This window comes from Nocardiopsis sp. JB363, assembly GCF_900143625.1.
Lineage (GTDB): Bacteria > Actinomycetota > Actinomycetes > Streptosporangiales > Streptosporangiaceae > Nocardiopsis.
This window is the reverse complement of sequence record NZ_FRFF01000131.1, coordinates 61398-79250: the sequence shown is the minus strand read 5'-3', so window position 1 is coordinate 79250 and position 17853 is coordinate 61398. Positions and strand designations below refer to the sequence as shown.

General features: G+C 71.6%; 16 protein-coding genes. 8 read left to right on the top strand and 8 right to left on the bottom strand.

The genetic code is table 11. The annotated features are described in order from the left end of the window. Positions 1-156 precede the first annotated feature (156 nt). Positions 157-1119 (top strand): oxygenase MpaB family protein, encoded by a 963-nt coding sequence (locus BQ8420_RS19470; protein WP_087100566.1) that lies wholly within the window; start codon positions 157-159, stop codon positions 1117-1119. A 42-nt stretch (positions 1120-1161) separates the two neighbouring features. Then, positions 1162-1380 (top strand): DUF3099 domain-containing protein, encoded by a 219-nt coding sequence (locus BQ8420_RS19465; RefSeq protein ID WP_087100634.1) that lies wholly within the window; start codon positions 1162-1164, stop codon positions 1378-1380. Between the two features lie 64 nt (positions 1381-1444). Here BQ8420_RS19465 and BQ8420_RS19460 read toward each other — a convergent pair whose 3' ends face one another. Beyond that, a complete protein-coding gene (locus BQ8420_RS19460) occupies positions 1445-2542 on the bottom strand; it encodes an alanine--glyoxylate aminotransferase family protein (protein ID WP_087100565.1) in 1098 nt (365 codons plus the stop codon). 180 nt (positions 2543-2722) lie between these two features. On the opposite strand from BQ8420_RS19460, the gene BQ8420_RS19455 reads away from it, so the two are divergent. Then, on the top strand, positions 2723-3289 hold the full coding sequence (locus tag BQ8420_RS19455; protein WP_087100564.1) for a GNAT family N-acetyltransferase: 567 nt from the start codon (positions 2723-2725) through the stop codon (positions 3287-3289). Between the two features lie 151 nt (positions 3290-3440). Next, complete coding sequence (locus BQ8420_RS19450; protein ID WP_087100563.1) at positions 3441-4934, top strand: aminopeptidase P family protein; 1494 nt, start codon at positions 3441-3443, stop codon at positions 4932-4934. Between the two features lie 137 nt (positions 4935-5071). On the opposite strand, the gene BQ8420_RS19445 is transcribed toward BQ8420_RS19450, so the two are convergent. Further along, a complete protein-coding gene (locus BQ8420_RS19445; RefSeq protein ID WP_087100562.1) occupies positions 5072-5491 on the bottom strand; it encodes a GNAT family N-acetyltransferase in 420 nt (139 codons plus the stop codon). Positions 5492-5771: 280 nt separating this feature from the next. Here BQ8420_RS19445 and BQ8420_RS19440 point away from each other — a divergent pair, with 280 nt between their 5' ends. Together BQ8420_RS19440 and BQ8420_RS19435 are read left to right on the top strand one after the other, a co-directional pair. Beyond that, positions 5772-6773, top strand: coding sequence for a hypothetical protein (locus BQ8420_RS19440; RefSeq protein ID WP_087100561.1), 1002 nt, complete (start codon positions 5772-5774; stop codon positions 6771-6773). 165 nt (positions 6774-6938) lie between these two features. Beyond that, positions 6939-7379, top strand: coding sequence for a hypothetical protein (locus tag BQ8420_RS19435; RefSeq protein ID WP_087100560.1), 441 nt, complete (start codon positions 6939-6941; stop codon positions 7377-7379). A 32-nt stretch (positions 7380-7411) separates the two neighbouring features. On the opposite strand, the gene pdxA is transcribed toward BQ8420_RS19435, so the two are convergent. The 4 genes from pdxA to BQ8420_RS19415 all read right to left on the bottom strand — a co-directional run bounded on the left by pdxA (position 7412) and on the right by BQ8420_RS19415 (position 12873). After that, positions 7412-8434, bottom strand: coding sequence for a 4-hydroxythreonine-4-phosphate dehydrogenase PdxA (gene pdxA / locus BQ8420_RS19430; protein WP_200815996.1), 1023 nt, complete (start codon positions 8432-8434; stop codon positions 7412-7414). Then, the gene (locus BQ8420_RS19425; RefSeq protein ID WP_087100632.1) at positions 8431-9918 is read right to left on the bottom strand and encodes a four-carbon acid sugar kinase family protein; all 1488 of its coding nucleotides are present in this window, start codon (positions 9916-9918) and stop codon (positions 8431-8433) included. Before BQ8420_RS19425 ends, pdxA begins: the two co-directional genes overlap by 4 nt. 46 nt (positions 9919-9964) lie before the next feature. Then, positions 9965-11353 (bottom strand): GntP family permease, encoded by a 1389-nt coding sequence (locus BQ8420_RS19420; protein ID WP_087100559.1) that lies wholly within the window; start codon positions 11351-11353, stop codon positions 9965-9967. 341 nt (positions 11354-11694) lie between these two features. Beyond that, positions 11695-12873, bottom strand: a complete 1179-nt coding sequence (locus tag BQ8420_RS19415) for a trans-acting enoyl reductase family protein (RefSeq protein WP_087100558.1) — start codon at positions 12871-12873, stop codon at positions 11695-11697. Between the two features lie 144 nt (positions 12874-13017). Between BQ8420_RS19415 and BQ8420_RS19410 the strand changes: the two genes are divergently transcribed. Beyond that, positions 13018-13584, top strand: a complete 567-nt coding sequence (locus BQ8420_RS19410; RefSeq protein ID WP_087100557.1) for a TIGR03086 family metal-binding protein — start codon at positions 13018-13020, stop codon at positions 13582-13584. Positions 13585-13668: 84 nt separating this feature from the next. Here the strand turns inward: BQ8420_RS19410 and BQ8420_RS19405 are convergent, their stop codons facing one another. After that, positions 13669-15255: a BCCT family transporter gene (locus tag BQ8420_RS19405; RefSeq protein WP_087100631.1), complete on the bottom strand. Its 1587-nt coding sequence runs from the start codon at positions 15253-15255 to the stop codon at positions 13669-13671. Between the two features lie 545 nt (positions 15256-15800). Here BQ8420_RS19405 and BQ8420_RS19400 point away from each other — a divergent pair. Then, complete coding sequence (locus tag BQ8420_RS19400; protein WP_087100556.1) at positions 15801-17153, top strand: carboxylesterase family protein; 1353 nt, start codon at positions 15801-15803, stop codon at positions 17151-17153. A 53-nt stretch (positions 17154-17206) separates the two neighbouring features. Here the strand turns inward: BQ8420_RS19400 and BQ8420_RS19395 are convergent, their stop codons facing one another. Then, positions 17207-17812 (bottom strand): TetR/AcrR family transcriptional regulator, encoded by a 606-nt coding sequence (locus BQ8420_RS19395; protein ID WP_087100555.1) that lies wholly within the window; start codon positions 17810-17812, stop codon positions 17207-17209. Positions 17813-17853 lie beyond the last annotated feature (41 nt).

The window sequence follows — 17853 nt, the reverse complement described above, 5'->3', positions numbered from 1 at the left end:
CCTGGGCGGGTTCCCGGTTCGATCGTGTGTACGTCACGGATCGGTGGGAACGCCCCCATAGCGGGACGGACCGGGCAGGCTCTCGTATCGTGGGAACCCCGCCGCACCGTCCGAACCCGGCGCGGACCCCCTTCGCGCCTACCCGGAGGAGAGTGGATGCACCCGACGGTCGCCGCCCCCGAGAGCGTCACCTGGCGCGTACACCTGGACCGGTCGATGTGGGTGGCCGGTGTGCGCGCCCTGATGCTCCAGGCCCTGCACCCGATCGCCATGCAGGGGGTGTGGCAGCGATCGGACTTTCGAAGCGACCCCACCGGCCGCCTGCTGCGCACCGCCCACTTCATCGCGGTCACCACCTACGGCAGTCACACCGAGGCCGACACCCTGGGCGAACACGTGCGGCGCGTGCACCGCGCCCTGAGCTTCACCGATCCCGCCACCGGGCGCCCGCACCGGGTCGACCAGCACGACCTGTTGGTGTGGGTGCACTGCGCGGAGGTGTCGTCCTACCTGGAGACCACGGTGCGCTCCGGGCTGGACCTGAGCCCCGCCGAGATGGACCGCTACCTGGACGAACAGTCGCGCACCGCCGCCTACGTGGGGCTGTCCCGCGACGACGTGCCGCGCAGCGTCGCCGACATGCGCCGCTACCTGGCGGCCGTGCGCCCCGAACTCCGGGTCACCGAAGAGGCCCGACAAGCGGTCCGCTTCCTGATGTGGCCCAAGGTGCCCGAACGGCTGGCCTGGCTGGCCCCGCTCAAACCGCTGTGGTTCCCGGTGGGAGCCCTGGCCTACACGACCCTGCCGGCCTGGGCGCGTCGTGCCTACGGGATGATCCCCCAGACCCCCGGCGCGGCCACCGCCGCCACCGCGAGCCTGAGCCTGTTGCGTTCCGGGCTCAACCGGGTGCCCGAGCGCTTCTACAACAGGATCTTCGACGAGGCCACCGTGCTCAGCGCCGAGGAGGCCAAACAGCGTCTGCTGGACGCCGGATACCGGATGGAGAACGGCGCCGGCGCGTTGCGTTCGCTGACCCGGTTCAGCCCACCGCGGCCGGCCCTGGCCACCGCGCGTCGCGTGGGCGCGGAGGCCCCCGAGGGCGCCGACCAGAGTGGATAGTCTGAGGTCAAGGCCCGATCGGTGACGCTCGGGGGTGATCTCATCAAACGCAGGAAGCTGTGGTACGGGCTCCTCATGGGAACGTGCCTGGTGCTGTTCGCCGGGTCCGTGCCCGTCTATTACCTCTTCGGGACCGGATGGGCGGTGGCGATGGGCGCGGTGGCCTCGGTCCTACCGCCGATCGCCATGACACTGGGCAACATCGCCGACCCGGACGACCCCCGCGACCACGACAACCGTTACGGTCCCAACGCCGAATAGCCGAACAGGGTCAGGGCCGTCGACGCCCGGGGAAGGCGTCGCGGTCCGCGACCCGGCAAGGTACCTAGCGGCCCAGGACGCGGCGCAGCGCCGCCAGCACCAGCTCGACCCGGTCCAGACGGGCGTTGTGGCCCATCAGCCCGATCCGCCACACCGTCGACGCGTAGGGGCCCACACCCGCGCCGATCTCCAGGTCGTACTCGCGCAGCAGTCGCTCACGAACCTTGCCCGAATCCACGCCCTCGGGGACCCGCACCGACGTCAACTGCGACAGACGGTGGCCCTCCTCGGCGAACAGTTCCAGCCCCATCTCCTGCAGGCCCTCGCGCAGGCGCGCGCCGGCCGTCGCGTGGCGGGCGGCCACGGCCTCCATACCCTCCTCCTCGATGCGGGCGAGCGCCGCGTCCAAGGAGGCCACCATCGCGGTGGGGGCGGTGTGGTGGTAGGCGCGACCGCCCGGTCCGCCGCGCACGTACGCGCCGAGCAACCCCAGATCCAGGTACCAGACCGGAGGGGAGGGGACCCGCTGTTCCCAAGCGCGTTCGGAGAAGGTGAAGGGCGCCAGCCCCGGAGCCACGCCCAGACACTTCTGGGTGCCGGAGTAGGCGATGTCGACCCGCCACTCGTCCAGGTCCATGGGCATGCCGCCCAGGGAGGTGACGCAGTCGGCCAGCAGCAGGGTCTCCTCGGAGCGCTCGCGCAGTGCCCGGCCCAGGGCGCCGATGTCGCTGACCACACCGGTGGAGGTCTCGGCGTGCACCGCCGCGACCAGGGCGGGCGCGGGGTGCGCGTCCAGCACCCGCTGGGTGTCCACGGGACGGCCCCACTCGTGGTCCACGCGGATCACGTGCGCGCCGTAGCGCGAGGCGACCTCGCACATGCGTTCACCGAACAGCCCGTTGACGGCGACGACCACCTGGTCGCCGGGGCGCACGGTGTTGGCGAAGGCCGCCTCCATGCCCAGGGAACCGGTGCCCGAGAGCGGTAGTGTGAGCGGGTTCTCGGTGCCCCACAGGGAACGCAGCCGTCCACAGGCGCGTTCCAACATGGCGACGAACTCCGGGTCGAGGTGCCCGAGGAGAGGGGCGGCCAGGCCCAGGGTCGCCTCGGGGTAGGGGTTGCTCGGCCCCGGTCCCAGCAGGATGCGTTCGGTGACTGACATGGGCACACACTAACCAGACCCATGTGAGAACGGGGCAAGCGGGGGCTCATCTGTGCGTAACACGACAACCGGGCCGCCGATGCCGGGCCGTAGTATTCCGGCGGACGATGGCGACGCCCACGCCGAGTCGGGAACCGTTCCCGGATCGCGTGGGTGTGAACGTGGGGGAGGGGAATCACCATGACCGAGACGGCGCGGACCGAGACGGCGCGGACCGAGACGGCACGGACCGAGACCACCGGGCTCGAACTCGGGCGGGTGCGGATGCTGCGGGTGGAGCACGACGACCCCCGCGTCCAAGGGTTGCTCGACGGTCTCCTGGGCGAGTACACCGAACGCTACGGAGCCGAGGGCGCCGCCAACGAACTGGGCCGCTACCCCGTCACCGACTTCGTCGCGCCCTTGGGTCGCCTGGTCCTGGCCGAGTCGAACGGTGAGATCGTCGCCGGTGGCGCGCTGCGTCCCTACCGTCCGGCGCCGGACGGAACGCCGGGCACGGTCGAGTTCAAACGGATCTGGACCTCCGCGCGACACCGCCGCAAGGGTCTGGGCCGGCTCATCATGACCGCGTTGGAGGACGCCGCGCGCGACCTCGGCTACAGCTCCGTGATGCTCTTCACCGGGCCCTCCCAGCCCGAGGCCGTGGCCCTGTACGAACGGATCGGCTACCGGTGGGTGGACCCGACCACCATCGATGACCTGCCCTACCCCAAGGCCGTCCCCTTCGCCCACGACCTGTACGCCTGACCCCGGCGAGGGGCGCGGACGTTATGGGGAGCGCTATGTCCCCGGGCGGGCACGGCCCCTCCCCGCCCTCTACGATGGAGGGGCGGCCGCAGCCGGCGGCCAGGTCACCGCTTTCCACCCTTTCGACGAACTCGACGAGGAGAGTCACGAAGTGAGCGAGCAGCAGCGCCCCCAGGCCGAGACGGACGCCCCCGTGTTCAGTCCACGCAAGAACGGCCAGGCGCAGTCGGTCTCCGACGAGCTCGCCGGGTGGATGAGCACCGGTTGGGCCGACACCGAGATGCGCGACCTGGAGCCGATCGAGCAGGCCGAGCACACCGCTCGCCGCCGCGAGACGCTCGGCGCCGCCTTCCCCGGCGACCGCCTGGTCATCCCCTCCGGTCAGCTCCTGACCCGCTCCAACGACACCGAGTACCCCTTCCGTGCCGCCACGAACTACGCCTACCTGACCGGTGACACCACCGACGGCAACTGCCTCGTGCTCACCCCGAAGGCGGGCGGCGGCCACGAGGTGACGCTCTACCTCAAGCCGCGCTCCAACCGCGACAACGGTGAGTTCTGGCTCGGTGGCTACGGCGAGCTGTGGACCGGCCGTCGCAACAGCCTGGAGGAGGCCGCCGTCCTGCTGGGCGTGGCCACCGCCGACGTGCGCACCCTGCCCGCGGCCCTGCGCGCCGACGACGCCGTCACCACGCGCATCGTGCGCGGCCACGACACCGAACTCGACACCGTCGTGGACGAGCTGCGCGCCGACACCGACGAGGAGTCCCGCGCCAAGTCCGTCAAGCTCGACGAGGACCTGGGCGTCGCCCTGGCCGACCACCGCCTGGTCAAGGACGAGTGGGAGGTCGCCCAGCTTCAGCTGGCCGTGGACGCCACCACGCGCGGCTTCGGTGACGTGGCCAAGGCGCTGCCGCAGGCCAAGGACACCTCCGAGCGCTACGTCGAGGGCACCTTCTTCCTGCGGGCCCGTGTGGAGGGCAACGACGTCGGCTACGGCACCATCGCCGCCTCCGGCGCCAACGCCACCACCCTGCACTGGACCCGCAACGACGGCCCCGTGCGCGAGGGCGACCTGCTGCTGCTGGACGCCGGCGTGGAGACCACCACCCTCTACACCGCCGACGTCACCCGCACCATGCCGGTCTCGGGCACCTTCACCGACCTGCAGCGCAAGGTCTACGACCTGGTGTACGCGGCCCAGGAGGCCGGTATCGCCGCCGTCGCTCCGGGCAAGCCCTTCACCGCCTTCCACGAGGCCTCCCAGCGCGTGCTGGCCGAGGGCCTGGTCGAGTGGGGCCTGCTGGAGGGTCCGGTCGAGCGCGTCCTGGAGCTGGGCCTGCAGCGCCGCTACACCCTGCACGGCACCGGCCACATGCTCGGTCTGGACGTGCACGACTGCGCGGTCTCCCGCCAGGAGACGCACCTGTACGGCGACCTGAAGGCGGGCATGGTGCTCACCGTCGAGCCGGGCCTGTACTTCCAGCCCGACGACCTGACCGTCCCCGAGGAGCTGCGCGGCATCGGCGTGCGCATCGAGGACGACGTCCTGGTCACCGAGGAGGGCCGCACCGTCATGTCGGCCGGTCTGCCGCGTTCCTCGGCCGATGTCGAGGCCTGGCTGGCCGAGCGTCTGCCGCGCTAGCACCTGGGACGGTTCGGCGGGCCGACTCCTTCGGGAGTCGGCCCGCCGTCTTTGCCCAAGAGTCCTTCTCGACCCCCGATCGCTCACGGGCGCCCGTCTCCACCCGGAGCCCGAACGCGCCGGCCTGGACCGAGGGCTCAGTCGAACCGTACGAAGGACCGCAGCGGTGGCCGGTGGTCGTGTGCCGCCACGAAACCCAACGCCTCGTAGAAGGCGCGTTGGCCGTCCTCGTCATCGGTGAGCAGCAGCCGCTGTCGGACGCCCTCGTACCCGGCGAACAATTCGTCCATCAGCCGCCGACCCAGGCCGGTGCGCTGTTCGTCGGGGTGGACCAGTACGTCCTGGACGTGGACCACCGTGGCGCCGTCCGAAATCGATCGGGCCAAGCCCACGAGGTGACCCTCCCGGCGCGCGACGACCAGCCGGTGCGACCCGCCCAACGCCCGTATCAGCACCTCGGGCGCCTCGGTGTAGGCGGTCCAACCGACCGCCCCGTACAGCTCCAGCACCTCGGTGCGTTCCAAGTCCTCGGCCGCGCACACACTCACCTGAACCACGTCCCGTGCCTCCTTCGCTCACCACCGATGGCCCGGAGTCTGTCAGAGTTCCCAGCCGCGTTCCAGACGATTCCGGTACCTCCTGGAGCGACTCGATCGGGAGACGCACGACGGGGCGGCTCTCCCCGGGGAAGACCGCCCCGCTTCCGGTACCGTTACCGAACGAGCGATGTGGTCCGGTCGTCGGGGCCGTCTTCCCCAAGGGGAGGACGGCCCCTCGCCGCAACAGATAACGTCGTGTTGGCGTGGAAGTACCCAGGGACGACGGGGAGGGCGACTCGTGCGCGCGGAACGGCTGTGGCGCAGGGGGTTGCGGTTTCCGCGCCTGTTCCTGGCGGACCGGACGGTCCTCGTGCACGGCGACGTGGACCTCAGCACCGATCCGCGCAAGTCACGCTACGAGGCGCGGGCCTTCGACGCCCGTTCGCTGCGTCCCCTGGGCACCGCCTTCGAGGCCCAGGGACCGGTCAACCTGGCGGTGGCCCCCGAGGGCGAGGACTGGCCGGGCACCGTCCTGGTCCAGGCCTCGCGCCGGTCGGTGAGCGTGCGCGACCCCCGCACCGGCAGTCCGTTGCTGGAGACCGACCTGGCCGAGCCGGGGGAGCGGTGGCCCGACGACGTCGCCCTGCGGGTGGTGGACAAGGAGGCGGTGGTCTTCCTCTTCGGTGAGGACGGCGACGGCGGCACCCGATGGTGGGCGGTGGACCCCTACACCGGGGCGACCGTGCCGGACCTGGCCGACTCCAGACCCGGCCACGAGGCCCGTGGCGAACGGATGTCGTTCGCCGGAGACTACCTGGTGGCGCCCGGTCAGGATCCGGGGTTCGACCCGGTCATCCTCGCCGACTACGAGCACCCCCGCGAGCGGGTCTACCGCCTGGAGGACGGCGAATACCTGGGCGAGGTGGAGAGCCACGCCGACTCCGAGACGGTGGCCGCCCGCGTGGGCGGGCGCTCTCTGCTCGCGGTCGCCGGGCGCGTGCACTCCCTGCCCGACCTGGAGCTGGTCGCCGAACTCGGCGGTCCGCGCACCCTGACCTCGCTGGTGGAGTGGGCCGGTGAGGCGGTCGCCGTCTACCAGGAGGAGGACGCCCGCCCCGAAGGGCTGGGCGGCTGGTACCTGGACCACCTGCGGGTGCGATGGCTGGACCGACCGGGGCAACCGGTGACGGAGGTCCCGGGGACCTGGCCGGGTGAACTGGAGGACCTGGTGGCGGCCCCCGACGATGTCATCGTCCTGGCCACCACCGAGGGCGTCCACGCCCTGCACGTGGACCCCTGACCCGGGCCCGTTCCCAGCGGTCGCCCCGCTTTCGGACCGCGGGTGTCAGGCTCTGCCTTGCGGATCGAACCGCTCCATGCCCGGGACACAGGTGCCCCGCACGTCGTTCGGTGCCGGTGCGGGGATCGGTGCGATACTCGCCGCAGCCACGTCGAGGAGGCGATCATGAGCACATCCCGGATCCTGTCGCGTTCCCTGGCCCTGGGGCTGGCCGCGGGTGCGCGCAGCACCCTGGGCCCCTGCGCACCGCTGTGGGCCCGCGAGGAACGAACGTCGCGACGCGGTCTGTTGGCGCTGACCATCGCCGGTGAGTTCGCGGTGGACAAGGCGCCGGGCATCCCGCCCCGCACGGCGGCGCCGGCCCTGCTGTCGCGCGTGCTCGGTGGAGCCTGGGGCGGGGCTCTGCTCGCCCGACACCTGGGCGGTCCCGTGCTCCCGGCCGCCGTCGTCGCCGCGGCGGCCGCTCCGGTGGGCGCCGTGGTGGGGGTGCGGTGGCGTTCCTGGTGGAGCGAGTCCCGCCCGGCCTGGGAGGGCGCGGTCATCGAGGACGCCGTAGCGCTCACCCTGGCGTGCCGCGCGGTCTCCGGAATTCCTCGGAGGTCGTGAGTCGGTGGGTCCGGGGCCCGCCCCCGGCCGGTTCAGCCGCCGTACTCGGCGCGGATCCGGTGGGCGTAGCGGGACAGTTCGGCGCCGTGCAGGAACGCCGAACGCATCGTGCCCGGGTCGGCCACCCCCTGCCCGGCGATGTCGAAGGCGGTGCCGTGGTCCACCGAGGTGCGCAGGATCGGCAACCCCACCGTCACCGAGATCGTGCCGTCGAAGTCGACGGTCTTCGCGGCGATGTGCCCTTGGTCGTGGTACTGCGAGAGCACCCCGTCGAACCGCCCGGTGAGCAACTGGTGGAAGACCGAGTCCGCCGGGACCGGTCCGGTGACCCGCGCCCCCGCCGCGCGGGCCCGTTCCACCGCCGGGGCGATGTGCGCGATCTCCTCATCGCCGAACGCCCCGTTCTCGCCCCCGTGCGGGTTGAGCGCCGCCACCGCCAGGTGCGGTTCGTCGTGCCCGAACACCCGCAGCGCGGTCAACGCCTCCTCGATCGCCGCGCCCTGCTGTTCCACCCCGATCCGGTCCAGGGCCTCCCGCAGAGACAGGTGTCGGGTGGCGAAGAAGATGCTCTTGCCGCGCACCAGGAACATGGTGTTCTGCCGCTCGGTGCCGGTCAGGGCCCCGAGCATCTCGGTGTGCCCCAGATGTTCACTGCCCGCCGCCCAGATGGCCTCCTTGTTGATGGGGCCCGTGACGATCCCGTCGACCCTCCTCGCCATGGCCGCCTCGGTGGCCACCGTGACCGCCCGCACCGCCGCCCGGCCGGCCCGCTCGTCCACCTTCCCCCAAGGGAGTTCGGTCTCCCCGAGCGCCCCGATGTCCAGGCAGTCGATCACCCCGCACTCTTCCGGGGGCAGCGCCTCCAGGTCCACCGCGCGCACCCGCACGTCCAGGGAGCACACCGCGGCGGCTCGACGCAGCACCGCGGGATCGGCCACCACCACCCCCCGCGCGGGCGCCGAGCCGCCGAGTTCGGCCAGGGTGCGGACGGTGATCTCGGGGCCGATCCCGACCGGGTCGCCGACGCTGATCGCCAGCAGGGGACGTTCGCTCATGATCGCCTTCCTTCCATGTCAGTCGGATGGGTAGGGGGTTCGGGGTCGTGGGTCGGGCCGGGTCCATCCCGGTGAACCCCGGCTTCGGAGCGGGACACGTGGGTGCCGGAACGTTCCGCCCGTGTTCCACCGCGGGCATCCGGTTCGGACACCTCGGTACGTACCCGCAACGGCCGCTCGCGCGCGCTCTCGCGGAGTTGTTCGAGACAGGAACGCAGGGCGGAGTCATCGCCCACCAAACCGCCCTTGGTCACCACCGGCACCCCGTCCAACGGGCCGCCGTCCAGGACACCGTGCACGGCCAACGGCAGCACCTCACCGCGTACCTCGAACACCCGCACGTCCAAGGCGTCCAGGACGGCGGTGGTGATCTCCCCACCAGTGGTGAACAGCCCACCGGGGCGAGAACGCGGGGTGCCGTCCGGGGCGGGCGTGTGCCCGGCGTCCTCGATCGCCCGGGCCACGACTTCGGCGAGCAGGGCCGGAAGGTCCCGCCGCGCCCGCTCCGGCAGCTCGGCCACGTCGGTGGCCGCCGTGGTGGTGCGCACCACCACGACTTCCGGGAAACGCGCCCCCGTCAGAGCCGCCGCCAGGGAACCGACGACCTCCGACCGGTGACCGGGGTCGGCGCAGAACCGTGCGGCGTCCACGTCGACGAACCGGACCGGTGCGGTGCCGGCCACCACCTCCAGTTGACGGCGGGTCGACGCGGTGGCGCTGCCCACCACCGCCAGCAGCGGTCCCGGAGCGCCCGCCCCACGACGGTCGTGCAGTCCCGACGCCTCGGCCAGCAACGCACCGGCGGGACCGGGATCCACCGACACCCACACCGTGCCGTCCCGACGGTGCGCCTCGGCGGCGGCCCGCGCGATGGCGACCAGGTGCTCCTCGGTCAGCGCGTCGCACAGCACCACCGGCTCGTCGCCGGCGCGCAGGGCGTCGACCAGGCCGGTCCCGGTGACGTGGCGCAACGGGACGTGCCGCACCGCTGCCCGGCTCTGTCGACGCAGGATCGCCACCACGTCGCTGGTGGTCATCGGGTCGAGCGGGTCCACGGCCAGTTCGGTGCGTTCCAGCGGGACCCCGTCCAGGAGTTGGCGCCCGTCCACGGTCACCCGCCCCGACGCGGGGAAGGCCGGCACGAACAGCGCCCGCACCGGCACCGTCGAGGGCACACGTGCGCGCACCGCACCCCAGGCGGCGTCCACCTCGGCGCCGACGTTGCCGCGCAACGTGGTGTCGGTCCGCTTGACCACCAGCGCGACCGGCCAGGCCGCCGCTACCACCGACCCCACCCGCGCCGCCGCCTCCTCCGCCGACGACTGCCGGCTACCCGTGTTCGCCACGATCACGTCGTAGGCCGTCAGGACCTCGCGCACCCGGGCGGGCGCGATGGTGCCCACTCGCATCCCCAGGCGGGCGAAGCGGGCCCCGGTCGCGTTCGCCCCGGTCAGGTCGTCGGCGACCACCAGTACCTCGGCCACGCGCACCCCCCTTCGGATCGGATTCCGCACCGGCTCGGGAACGGTCTCAGCCCAGGATCAGGGCGGCCACACCCAGCAGCGGCAGCGACGCCAACCACAGGGTCGTGGTCATCCCACTCCACATCTTCAGCGCCGGCACACCGGACAGCCCGGTGAACCGCGTGACCACCCAGAAATAGGAATCGTTGAAGTAGGAGAAGACGATCGAACCCGCGCAGGCCGACAGCACCGCCAGGGTCGGGCTCATCCCCGCGGCCTCCACGATGGGAGCGCTCAGGGTGGCGGAGGTGATGATGGCGACCGTCCCCGAACCCTGGGCGACCCGGACGAAGCCGGCGATGATGAACGGGAGCAGGAACATCGGCACCGCCCAGCCGGAGACCGCCTCGGCCAGCGCCTCGCCCACCCCGGAGCCGCGCAGCACCTCACCGAATGCCCCACCCGCCCCGGTGATGAACACGATCATCCCGGCCGAGGCGGCGGCCGTGGTCAGCCAGCCCACCACCGTGGTGCGCCGGGTCCCGCGCGGCGGCAGCAGGTACACGGCGATGACCAACCCGATGAGCAGGGCCACTGCGGGCTCGCCCACCACACCGAACACCTGGGCGAGACGGGTGCCCTCCGCCGCGGCCGTGGTGACGGTGTTGGCGATGATGAGCACCAACGGCAACAGCAGCGGAACACTCGCCCTGAACGCGCCGATCCCCGGGTCATCCGGCTCATCGGCGATGTCGCGCCCGTCGACCATGATCCCGGTCCCCTCGGAACCCGCTCCACCCGAACCTCCGCCCTGGGCGGCGACCAGGGTCGGATCCAGGTGGCGCTCCAACCCGGGCCCGACCACACGGGTGTAGACGACCACCACGGGCAGCAGTACCAGCGAGAACAACGTCCCCGCCACGATGACCAATCCCATGTCCGCGCCCAGCAGACCGACCGCGGCCAACGGGCCCGGCGTGGGCGGCACCATGTGGTGGGTCACCGACAGCCCGCCCGCCAGGGCCAGACTGACCACCACCAGCGGTTTGCCGTACTTACGGGCCAAGGACCTGGCCAACGGGTGCAAAATCACGAACCCGGAGTCGCAGAAGACCGGTACCGAGACCACGGCCCCGGTCGCGGCCATGGCCACGTCCTCGCGCCCCTTGCTGGCCAGGCGCACGAACGCCTTGGCCAAGGCGTCGGCGCCACCGCTCTCCTCCAGCACCTTGCCGATCATCACGCCCAGGGCGATGACGATGCCGATCCCGGCCAGTGTGCTGCCGAAACCGCCGGTGACCATGGCGAGGACCTCGGCGGGGGCCAGACCGGCGATCAGACCGGTGACCAGGGCTCCGGTGAGGAGCCCGATGAAGGCGTCGAGGCGGGTCCACAGGATCACCGCGACGACGACGGCGACCCCGATGAGCAGGGCTGCCAGGAGCTGGGGTTCCATGGGGCGACCTTTCGCCTGGCGCGCCCCTCGATGGTCTGCGGGGAGGGGCTGCGCGGAGAGGGGAGTGGCGGTACGCGGCAGGAAGGGCGAGCCGGTTCGCACCGGTGGTCGGTGGGGCGTTCGACGACGAAGGTGGTCGTGCCGCTCGCGTTCGGGGGTACGACGTGGTGGTCCGGGACAAGGCCGGTGGCGTGTGCTCGGCGATGGCCGTGGCCGGCCGGTGACCCGTACATGCTGCGCGGAACGCACAGCGAGCACAAGACCCCCAACGAAAGAGCGCGCACGGTGCTCACCGTGCGCGCTCTCACCGTCGCGAGAATCCCCTCAGGCCTGGAATCCCCTCAGTCCTCGAAGGTCCGGAGCACCTCGAACCCCACCCCGGCCCGGGGCAGGCGTTCGATGAGCGCCTCGCCCATCGCCACCGCCGTGGTCACCTGCCCGGAGGTCTCGGGCAGCTCGTCCCGCCACAGGCACAGCGCGGATTCGGCGAGCATCCCCGAGGTCGCCCCGTACCCGGGCTCGCCACCCGACACCAGCGTGTGCACGCGACGGCCGCCACCCGAACCCACGAAGTGCACGGTGAACCAACCGCCGGCCAACTGTTCCTCGTTGGGACCCTCACCGGGGGAGCGCAGCGACAACAACCGCTCCCGCAACGCCGGCACCTGGGCCGCCGCCATCACCCCGGCGGCACCGCCGGCCGCGCCCACCGCGGCGGCCAACCGGCGGAACGCCCCGTAGTGCCCGTAGCTGAAGTCGGGGCCGTAACGCTCCAGGGCCGCCGCCGAACGCACCACCACCTGCGGGTCCAGGCTGGGGATCGGCAGCGTCCACCCCCGGGCCAACCGGGTGCGGGGGATCCCGCTCCGGTCGATGCGCACCCTGCGGCCCTCGGGCGAGCCCTCCATCGCCCGGCGGTCCCGTGCGGCGGCCATCATGCCCACGGGGTCGGAGAAGGCGCCCACCGCCGAACGCAGCGTGCCGCCCGAGGCGTTGCCCTGCGCGCGGACGAACCCCTCCACGTGCAGGGGCACGCCTTCGGGCAATCGCCCGACGGTGAACAGCACCCCCAGGTCGTAGGGGACGGAGTCGAACCCGCAGGCGTGCACGATCCGCGCGCCCGTGCTCTGTGCGGTGGCGTGGTGGCGCACGTACATGCGGTCCACGAACGCCGGTTCACCGCACAGGTCCACGTAGTCGGTGCCCTCGGCCGCGCACGCCGCGACCAGGGGTTCGCCGTACTCCGCGTAGGGGCCGACCGTGGTGATGACCACCCGGGCCGAGGCGGCCAGGGTACGGATGGAAGCGGTGTCGTCGACGTCGGCGAGCAGCAGGTCCGGGGTGGGCCGGTCCGGATCGATCTCGGCCAACTCGGCCCGCACGGCCTCCAACTTGTCGGTGTTGCGCCCGGCCAACGCCCACCGCAGCTCGCGGGGTGCGTTCTCCGCCAGGTACTCGGCGGTCAGCGCGCCGGTGTACCCGGTCGCGCCGAACAGGACGATGTCGTAACCGCGTTGCATGTCTTCCTTGTCGGTCGGCCTTCGCTCCTCGTGGCGACCCAGTCTGACAGGTGAGCGTTACGGGTAGAGGGCGGACCGGTGTGGACCAGCCCGCCACCGGGTAGGCCGCCTCGGCGAGAACACCGAAACCCGGGAAGAGGCCCTGTGACACCGCTGATCGATCTGCACGGCACCGCGATGGAGGAGTTCGACCGCCGAGTGAAGGCGGTACGGCTCACCGACTGGGCCCTGCCCACACCGTGCTCGGACTGGGACGTGCACGACCTGGTCGACCACCTGACCACCGAGCAGCTGTGGGTGCCCCACCTGTTGGACGGGGCTCGGACCGAGGACGTGGGAGACCGGTTCGACGGCGACAACCTCGGGGAGGAACCGATCGCCACCTGGTCGGTGGCGGCCCGTGAGTCCCGCACGGCATGGCTCGCCCCGTCCGCCCTCGAACAGCGGGTCCACCTGTCCTTCGGGGAGTCTCCGGCCGAGTTGTACCTGTGGCAGATGACCTTCGACCTGGCCGTGCACGCGTGGGATCTGGCCCGTGCCATCGGGGCGGACGAGAATCTCGACCCGGATCTGGTCGCCGAACTGCTCACGTGGATGAAGGGACAGGAAAAGGAGTTGGCGGCGAGCGGGCTGTTCGCCGACCCGGTCCCGGTCGGGGAGGACGCCGATCCACAGACCCGCCTGCTCGCCCTCACCGGCCGTCGAGCCTAGGGACGGGTTCCGGAAGCGGTGGCCGCGGCGGGTGCCGCTCGCCGCGGCCCCCGCTTCCTGGCGTCCTCCTTGGTCCTCCGCCGGTCAGCCGACCGGCTCCCGTTCGGGTTCCTCGACCCGCCGCGGCTCGATCGACGTGACGATCCCCTGCTCGACGGCCATCTCCCGGGCCAGACGCGGGGCGCCCCACAGGGGCGGCAACAGCACCAGGCCCGCCGGTACCGCGGTGACCACGATGACGGACTGCAACGCCTGCACCCCGTTGTCGCCGACGGTCAACAGCACCACCGCGGTGGCGCCCATGCCCACACACCAGAACGCCCGCACCACGGCGTGCGGTTCGCCCTCGCGCATGCTCGACGCCGAAACGGCGTAGGACATCGCGTCCAGCGTGGCGGCGAAGAAGATCAGCGTCACCACGATCATGATCACCGCCAGAACCGAACTGAACGGCAGCGCCTGGACGATGGACAGGGCGGCGGCGGCCAGACCGTGCTCGGTGTAGGGGCCGGAGATCACCCCCGGGTCGCGCTGTTCCAGCCACAGGCCGGTACCGCCCAGAGCGGTGAACCACACCATGGTCACCACGGAGGGCAGCACGGTGGCGCCCACGTAGATCTCCCGGATCGTGCGGCCCTTCGAGACCCGCGCGATGAAGATCGCCATCAAGGGCCCGAACCCGATGAACCAACCGAAGAAGAACAGCGTCCAGTACCCCAGCCAGGCGTCGTCGCCGCGGTACAGCGACATGGGCACGAACTCGCGTACGTGCACCGCGCTCGCCTGCAGGAACAGGTCGATGACGTAGGGCAGGGAGGCCAGTCCCACGATCGAGACGATGAGCACCAGCGCCGCCCAGACGTTGATCCGGCTCAGCAACTGGATACCGCGGTCCACCCCGCTGAGCACCGAGACCGTGGCGATCAAGGTCAGTCCCCCGATGAGCGCCACCTGGGTCCCGTACCCGGAGTCCAACCCGAACATCTCGGTGCCGATGTAGGACATCTGCAGGCCCAGGAAGCCGATCGGGCCGACCGTTCCGGCGACCACCGCCAGTACACAGCTGATGTCGGCGACAGTGCCCAGCCAGTGGGTACGCACCTTCTCGCCCAGAAGCGGCCAGAGCAGGGTGCGCGGCCGCAGCGGCAGACCCTTCTCCACCCCGCGCATCATCACCAGGGTGGCCAGCGAACCGCCGATCGCCCAACCGACGAAACCCCAGTGGGTGAAGGTCTGCGCCAACGCGATCGCGGCGCCGTCCAGGCCACCGGAGACGTCGGCGTACTGCGGCGGCGGGTCGACGTAGTGGGCCAGCGGTTCGGCGGCGGCCCAGAACACCCCGCCGGCGGCCAGCAGCGTGGTCAGGACCATCGCCACCCACCGGAACCAACCGAACTCGGGGGTGACGGGGCCGCCCATCCGCACGCGTCCGTATCGGGAGAACGCCAGGATGGTGGCGACCACCAGGGTGGCCAGGAGCAGGACCTGCCAGTACGCACCGAACCAGCGGGTCGACCAGGCGAAGGCCGCGTCGACCGCGGTGTTCACGATGGTGGGCCGGGTCAGGGCGAACACGACGAACAGGACCAACAGTCCACCGGAGATACCGATGACCCAGGGGTCGGGTCGGCGCCCGGTTTCACGCACACGTGTGCGCTGGGTGGAGGACATGAAGAAGAGGAGTCTCCTCGGTCGGAGAAAGGAACCGGGCACGCCGAAGGGCGGTTCGGGTATAGAGAAAGCCGTCACTGCGACGCCGAAGCGGGGGACGGCCATGGGCCCTGGCGACAGGGCGACCCGAAGGAGTCTACGCGCGTTCACCAGCATGGGAGCGACAGAGGAGAGTGGCGCCGAACACGCGAGGGTGTGGCCCTGAGCTCTCTCGCCCGGCTCTTCCGCGAGGAGACGGATCACCTGGTCATAGGCGTCGAGCTGTTCGGTCAAGTGCTCCACGATGAAGTTCCGGAGCAACCGGAGGTTGGTCAGGGCCTCTCGCATGTTCCCCTGGTCGGTTCCGCGGTCCGATCTCTCTCCGGCCGTCCGATCTCGGTTTGGCGCAGTGGACGCTCCTTTTGGACGCGGCCTTCTCGAAGCGCCGGCCGCACGAGGCCCGAACGGCCCCGCGCTGCCGGCGAGACCCGACCGACCCTGGCGGGTACCGTCGTTCGGGTGACCGAAGGTCCGACCACGGACCCTGGGCGAACGCAGGAGCTGCCATGACCGAATCCACCTCCGTCTCCAGGGACGAACACCACCACCTGGACACCCCCGCGGGCCCGATCGTGGGGAAGGTACGCGGCGGGGTCCTTCGGTTCCTCGGCATCCCCTACGCGCGGGCCGAACGGTTCAGGGCTCCCACGCCGGTCCCGCCCTTCACCGAACCCTTCGAGGCCACCGAGGCCGCGCCCGCCTCCCCACAGCTGACCTCCCGGGTGGTCTCCGGGGCGGTCGAGGGCATCCCGACCGGCCGCCAGGACGAGAACTGCCACCACCTGTCCGTGACCGTCCCCGTCGACCTGGCCGAGGACGAGCGTCCGCCCGTCCTGGTCTGGTTCCACGGCGGTTCCTACGTCACCGGCTCCGGCGACCTGGCGATCTTCGACCCGGCCCGGCTGGTGCGCGAACAACGGGTCATCGTCGTGTCGGTCACCTTCCGACTCGGTGTCCTGGGCTACCTGCGTCTGCCCGGTGTCGCCCCCGCCAACCTCGGCCTGCTCGATCAGGTGGCGGCGCTGCGTTGGGTGGCCGCCAACATCGCCTCGTTCGGCGGCGACCCCGACCAGGTCACCCTCTTCGGGCAGTCCGCCGGTGGTGACGCCGTCGCCCACCTGATGATCAGCCGCGGCGCCGAAGGGCTGTTCCGGCGCGCGATCGTGCAGAGCGCCCCGCTGGGAATCCTCAGCCGACGCGACCGCATGTACGAGGCGATGGCCGGGGTGGTGGGCGCCCTCACCCCGGAGACGGACACCCGCGACATGCTCGCCCGGCAGGAGAAGGCGGTCGAGGCCGGCAGGGGCTTCGGGCTGCCCAGCGCCATGCCGTTCGGGACGCGTTACGGGCACGATCCCTTGCCCCCCGAGTCCCTCCGTACCCGCGCCTGGCGCGAGGCGGCGCCCCGGATCGACGTGCTCGTCGGCGCCACCAGTGAGGAGACCGGCCTGTTCGCCGAGTTCCTGCCCCCGATCAAGAGGATGTCCGAGCTGCCGGTGATCGGCTCCACCCTGCGCCGGGCCTTGGTGCGCCTCACCACCTGGGTCATCTACACCGGGCCCGTGCGGGGCTTCGCGCGCCGCCATCGTCGGGCCGGCGGCCGGGCGGTGCGCTACACCTTCACCTGGCGGCCGGAGGGGAGCCCGTTCGGGGCAGCGCACATCACCGACCTCCCGTTGCTGCTGGGCACGCGCAAGGCCTGGGAACGGGCGAGCCTGGTCGGCCGCACCTCCTGGGCGGAACTCGACCGGCGTGGCCGCGCGGTGCGGCAGGTGTGGGGCGAGTTCGCGCGCACCGGGTCGGTGAGCGCCGAGTCCGCTTCCGCGGCCGCCGACAGCCTCACCGTCCACCGCTCCTGACGCACCCGCTCCCGACGAACCCGCCCCTGACGAACCGGTGCCGTGGTCGGGGCTCAGCCGACGATACGGCGCAGCTCCGACCGGCATCGACGGTACAACTCCACCGGGTCCTCCTCGCGGCCCTGCGCGGCCAGTTCGCCCCAACGCTCCCAACAGGTGCTCCACACCGCCACGGCCACCTCCACCACCAGCAGCACGGTGGTGGGGTCCGGCCCGTCCAGCTGCCCGGTGAGGCGCTCGCGCAGGCGCGTGGCCAGCCCCCGTTCCTGGGCGGCGGCCAGAGCCCTGAGCTCGGAGTCCCCGGACAGCAGTCGCGCGACCCTGCGGTGTTCCTCCCGCTCGGGGTCGTGTTCGCGACCCATCACCCCCTCCAATACCGCCTCGACGTCGCGCAGCACGGTGTCGGGATCCGTGCCGGTGACCTCCAAGGTCTCGATCGCCCGGAGCAGACGCAGCTGGCCCGGGAGGCCGGCCTGCTCCTTGGTGGCGAAGTGCCGGAAGAAGGTGCGGGAGGAGACCCCCGAGCGTTCGGCGATCTGCTGGACGGTGGTCTCCCTGACCCCTCGTTCCTCGAAGAGTTCGAGTGCCGCGCGGTGGATCTCCTGGCGGGTGTCGAGGCGGCGCCGTGAGCGCAGGTCCTGGGGGACGTCGTCGTTCATGGGTTCCTTCCTAGCACGTGTTCACGTGCGGTGACGCTGCC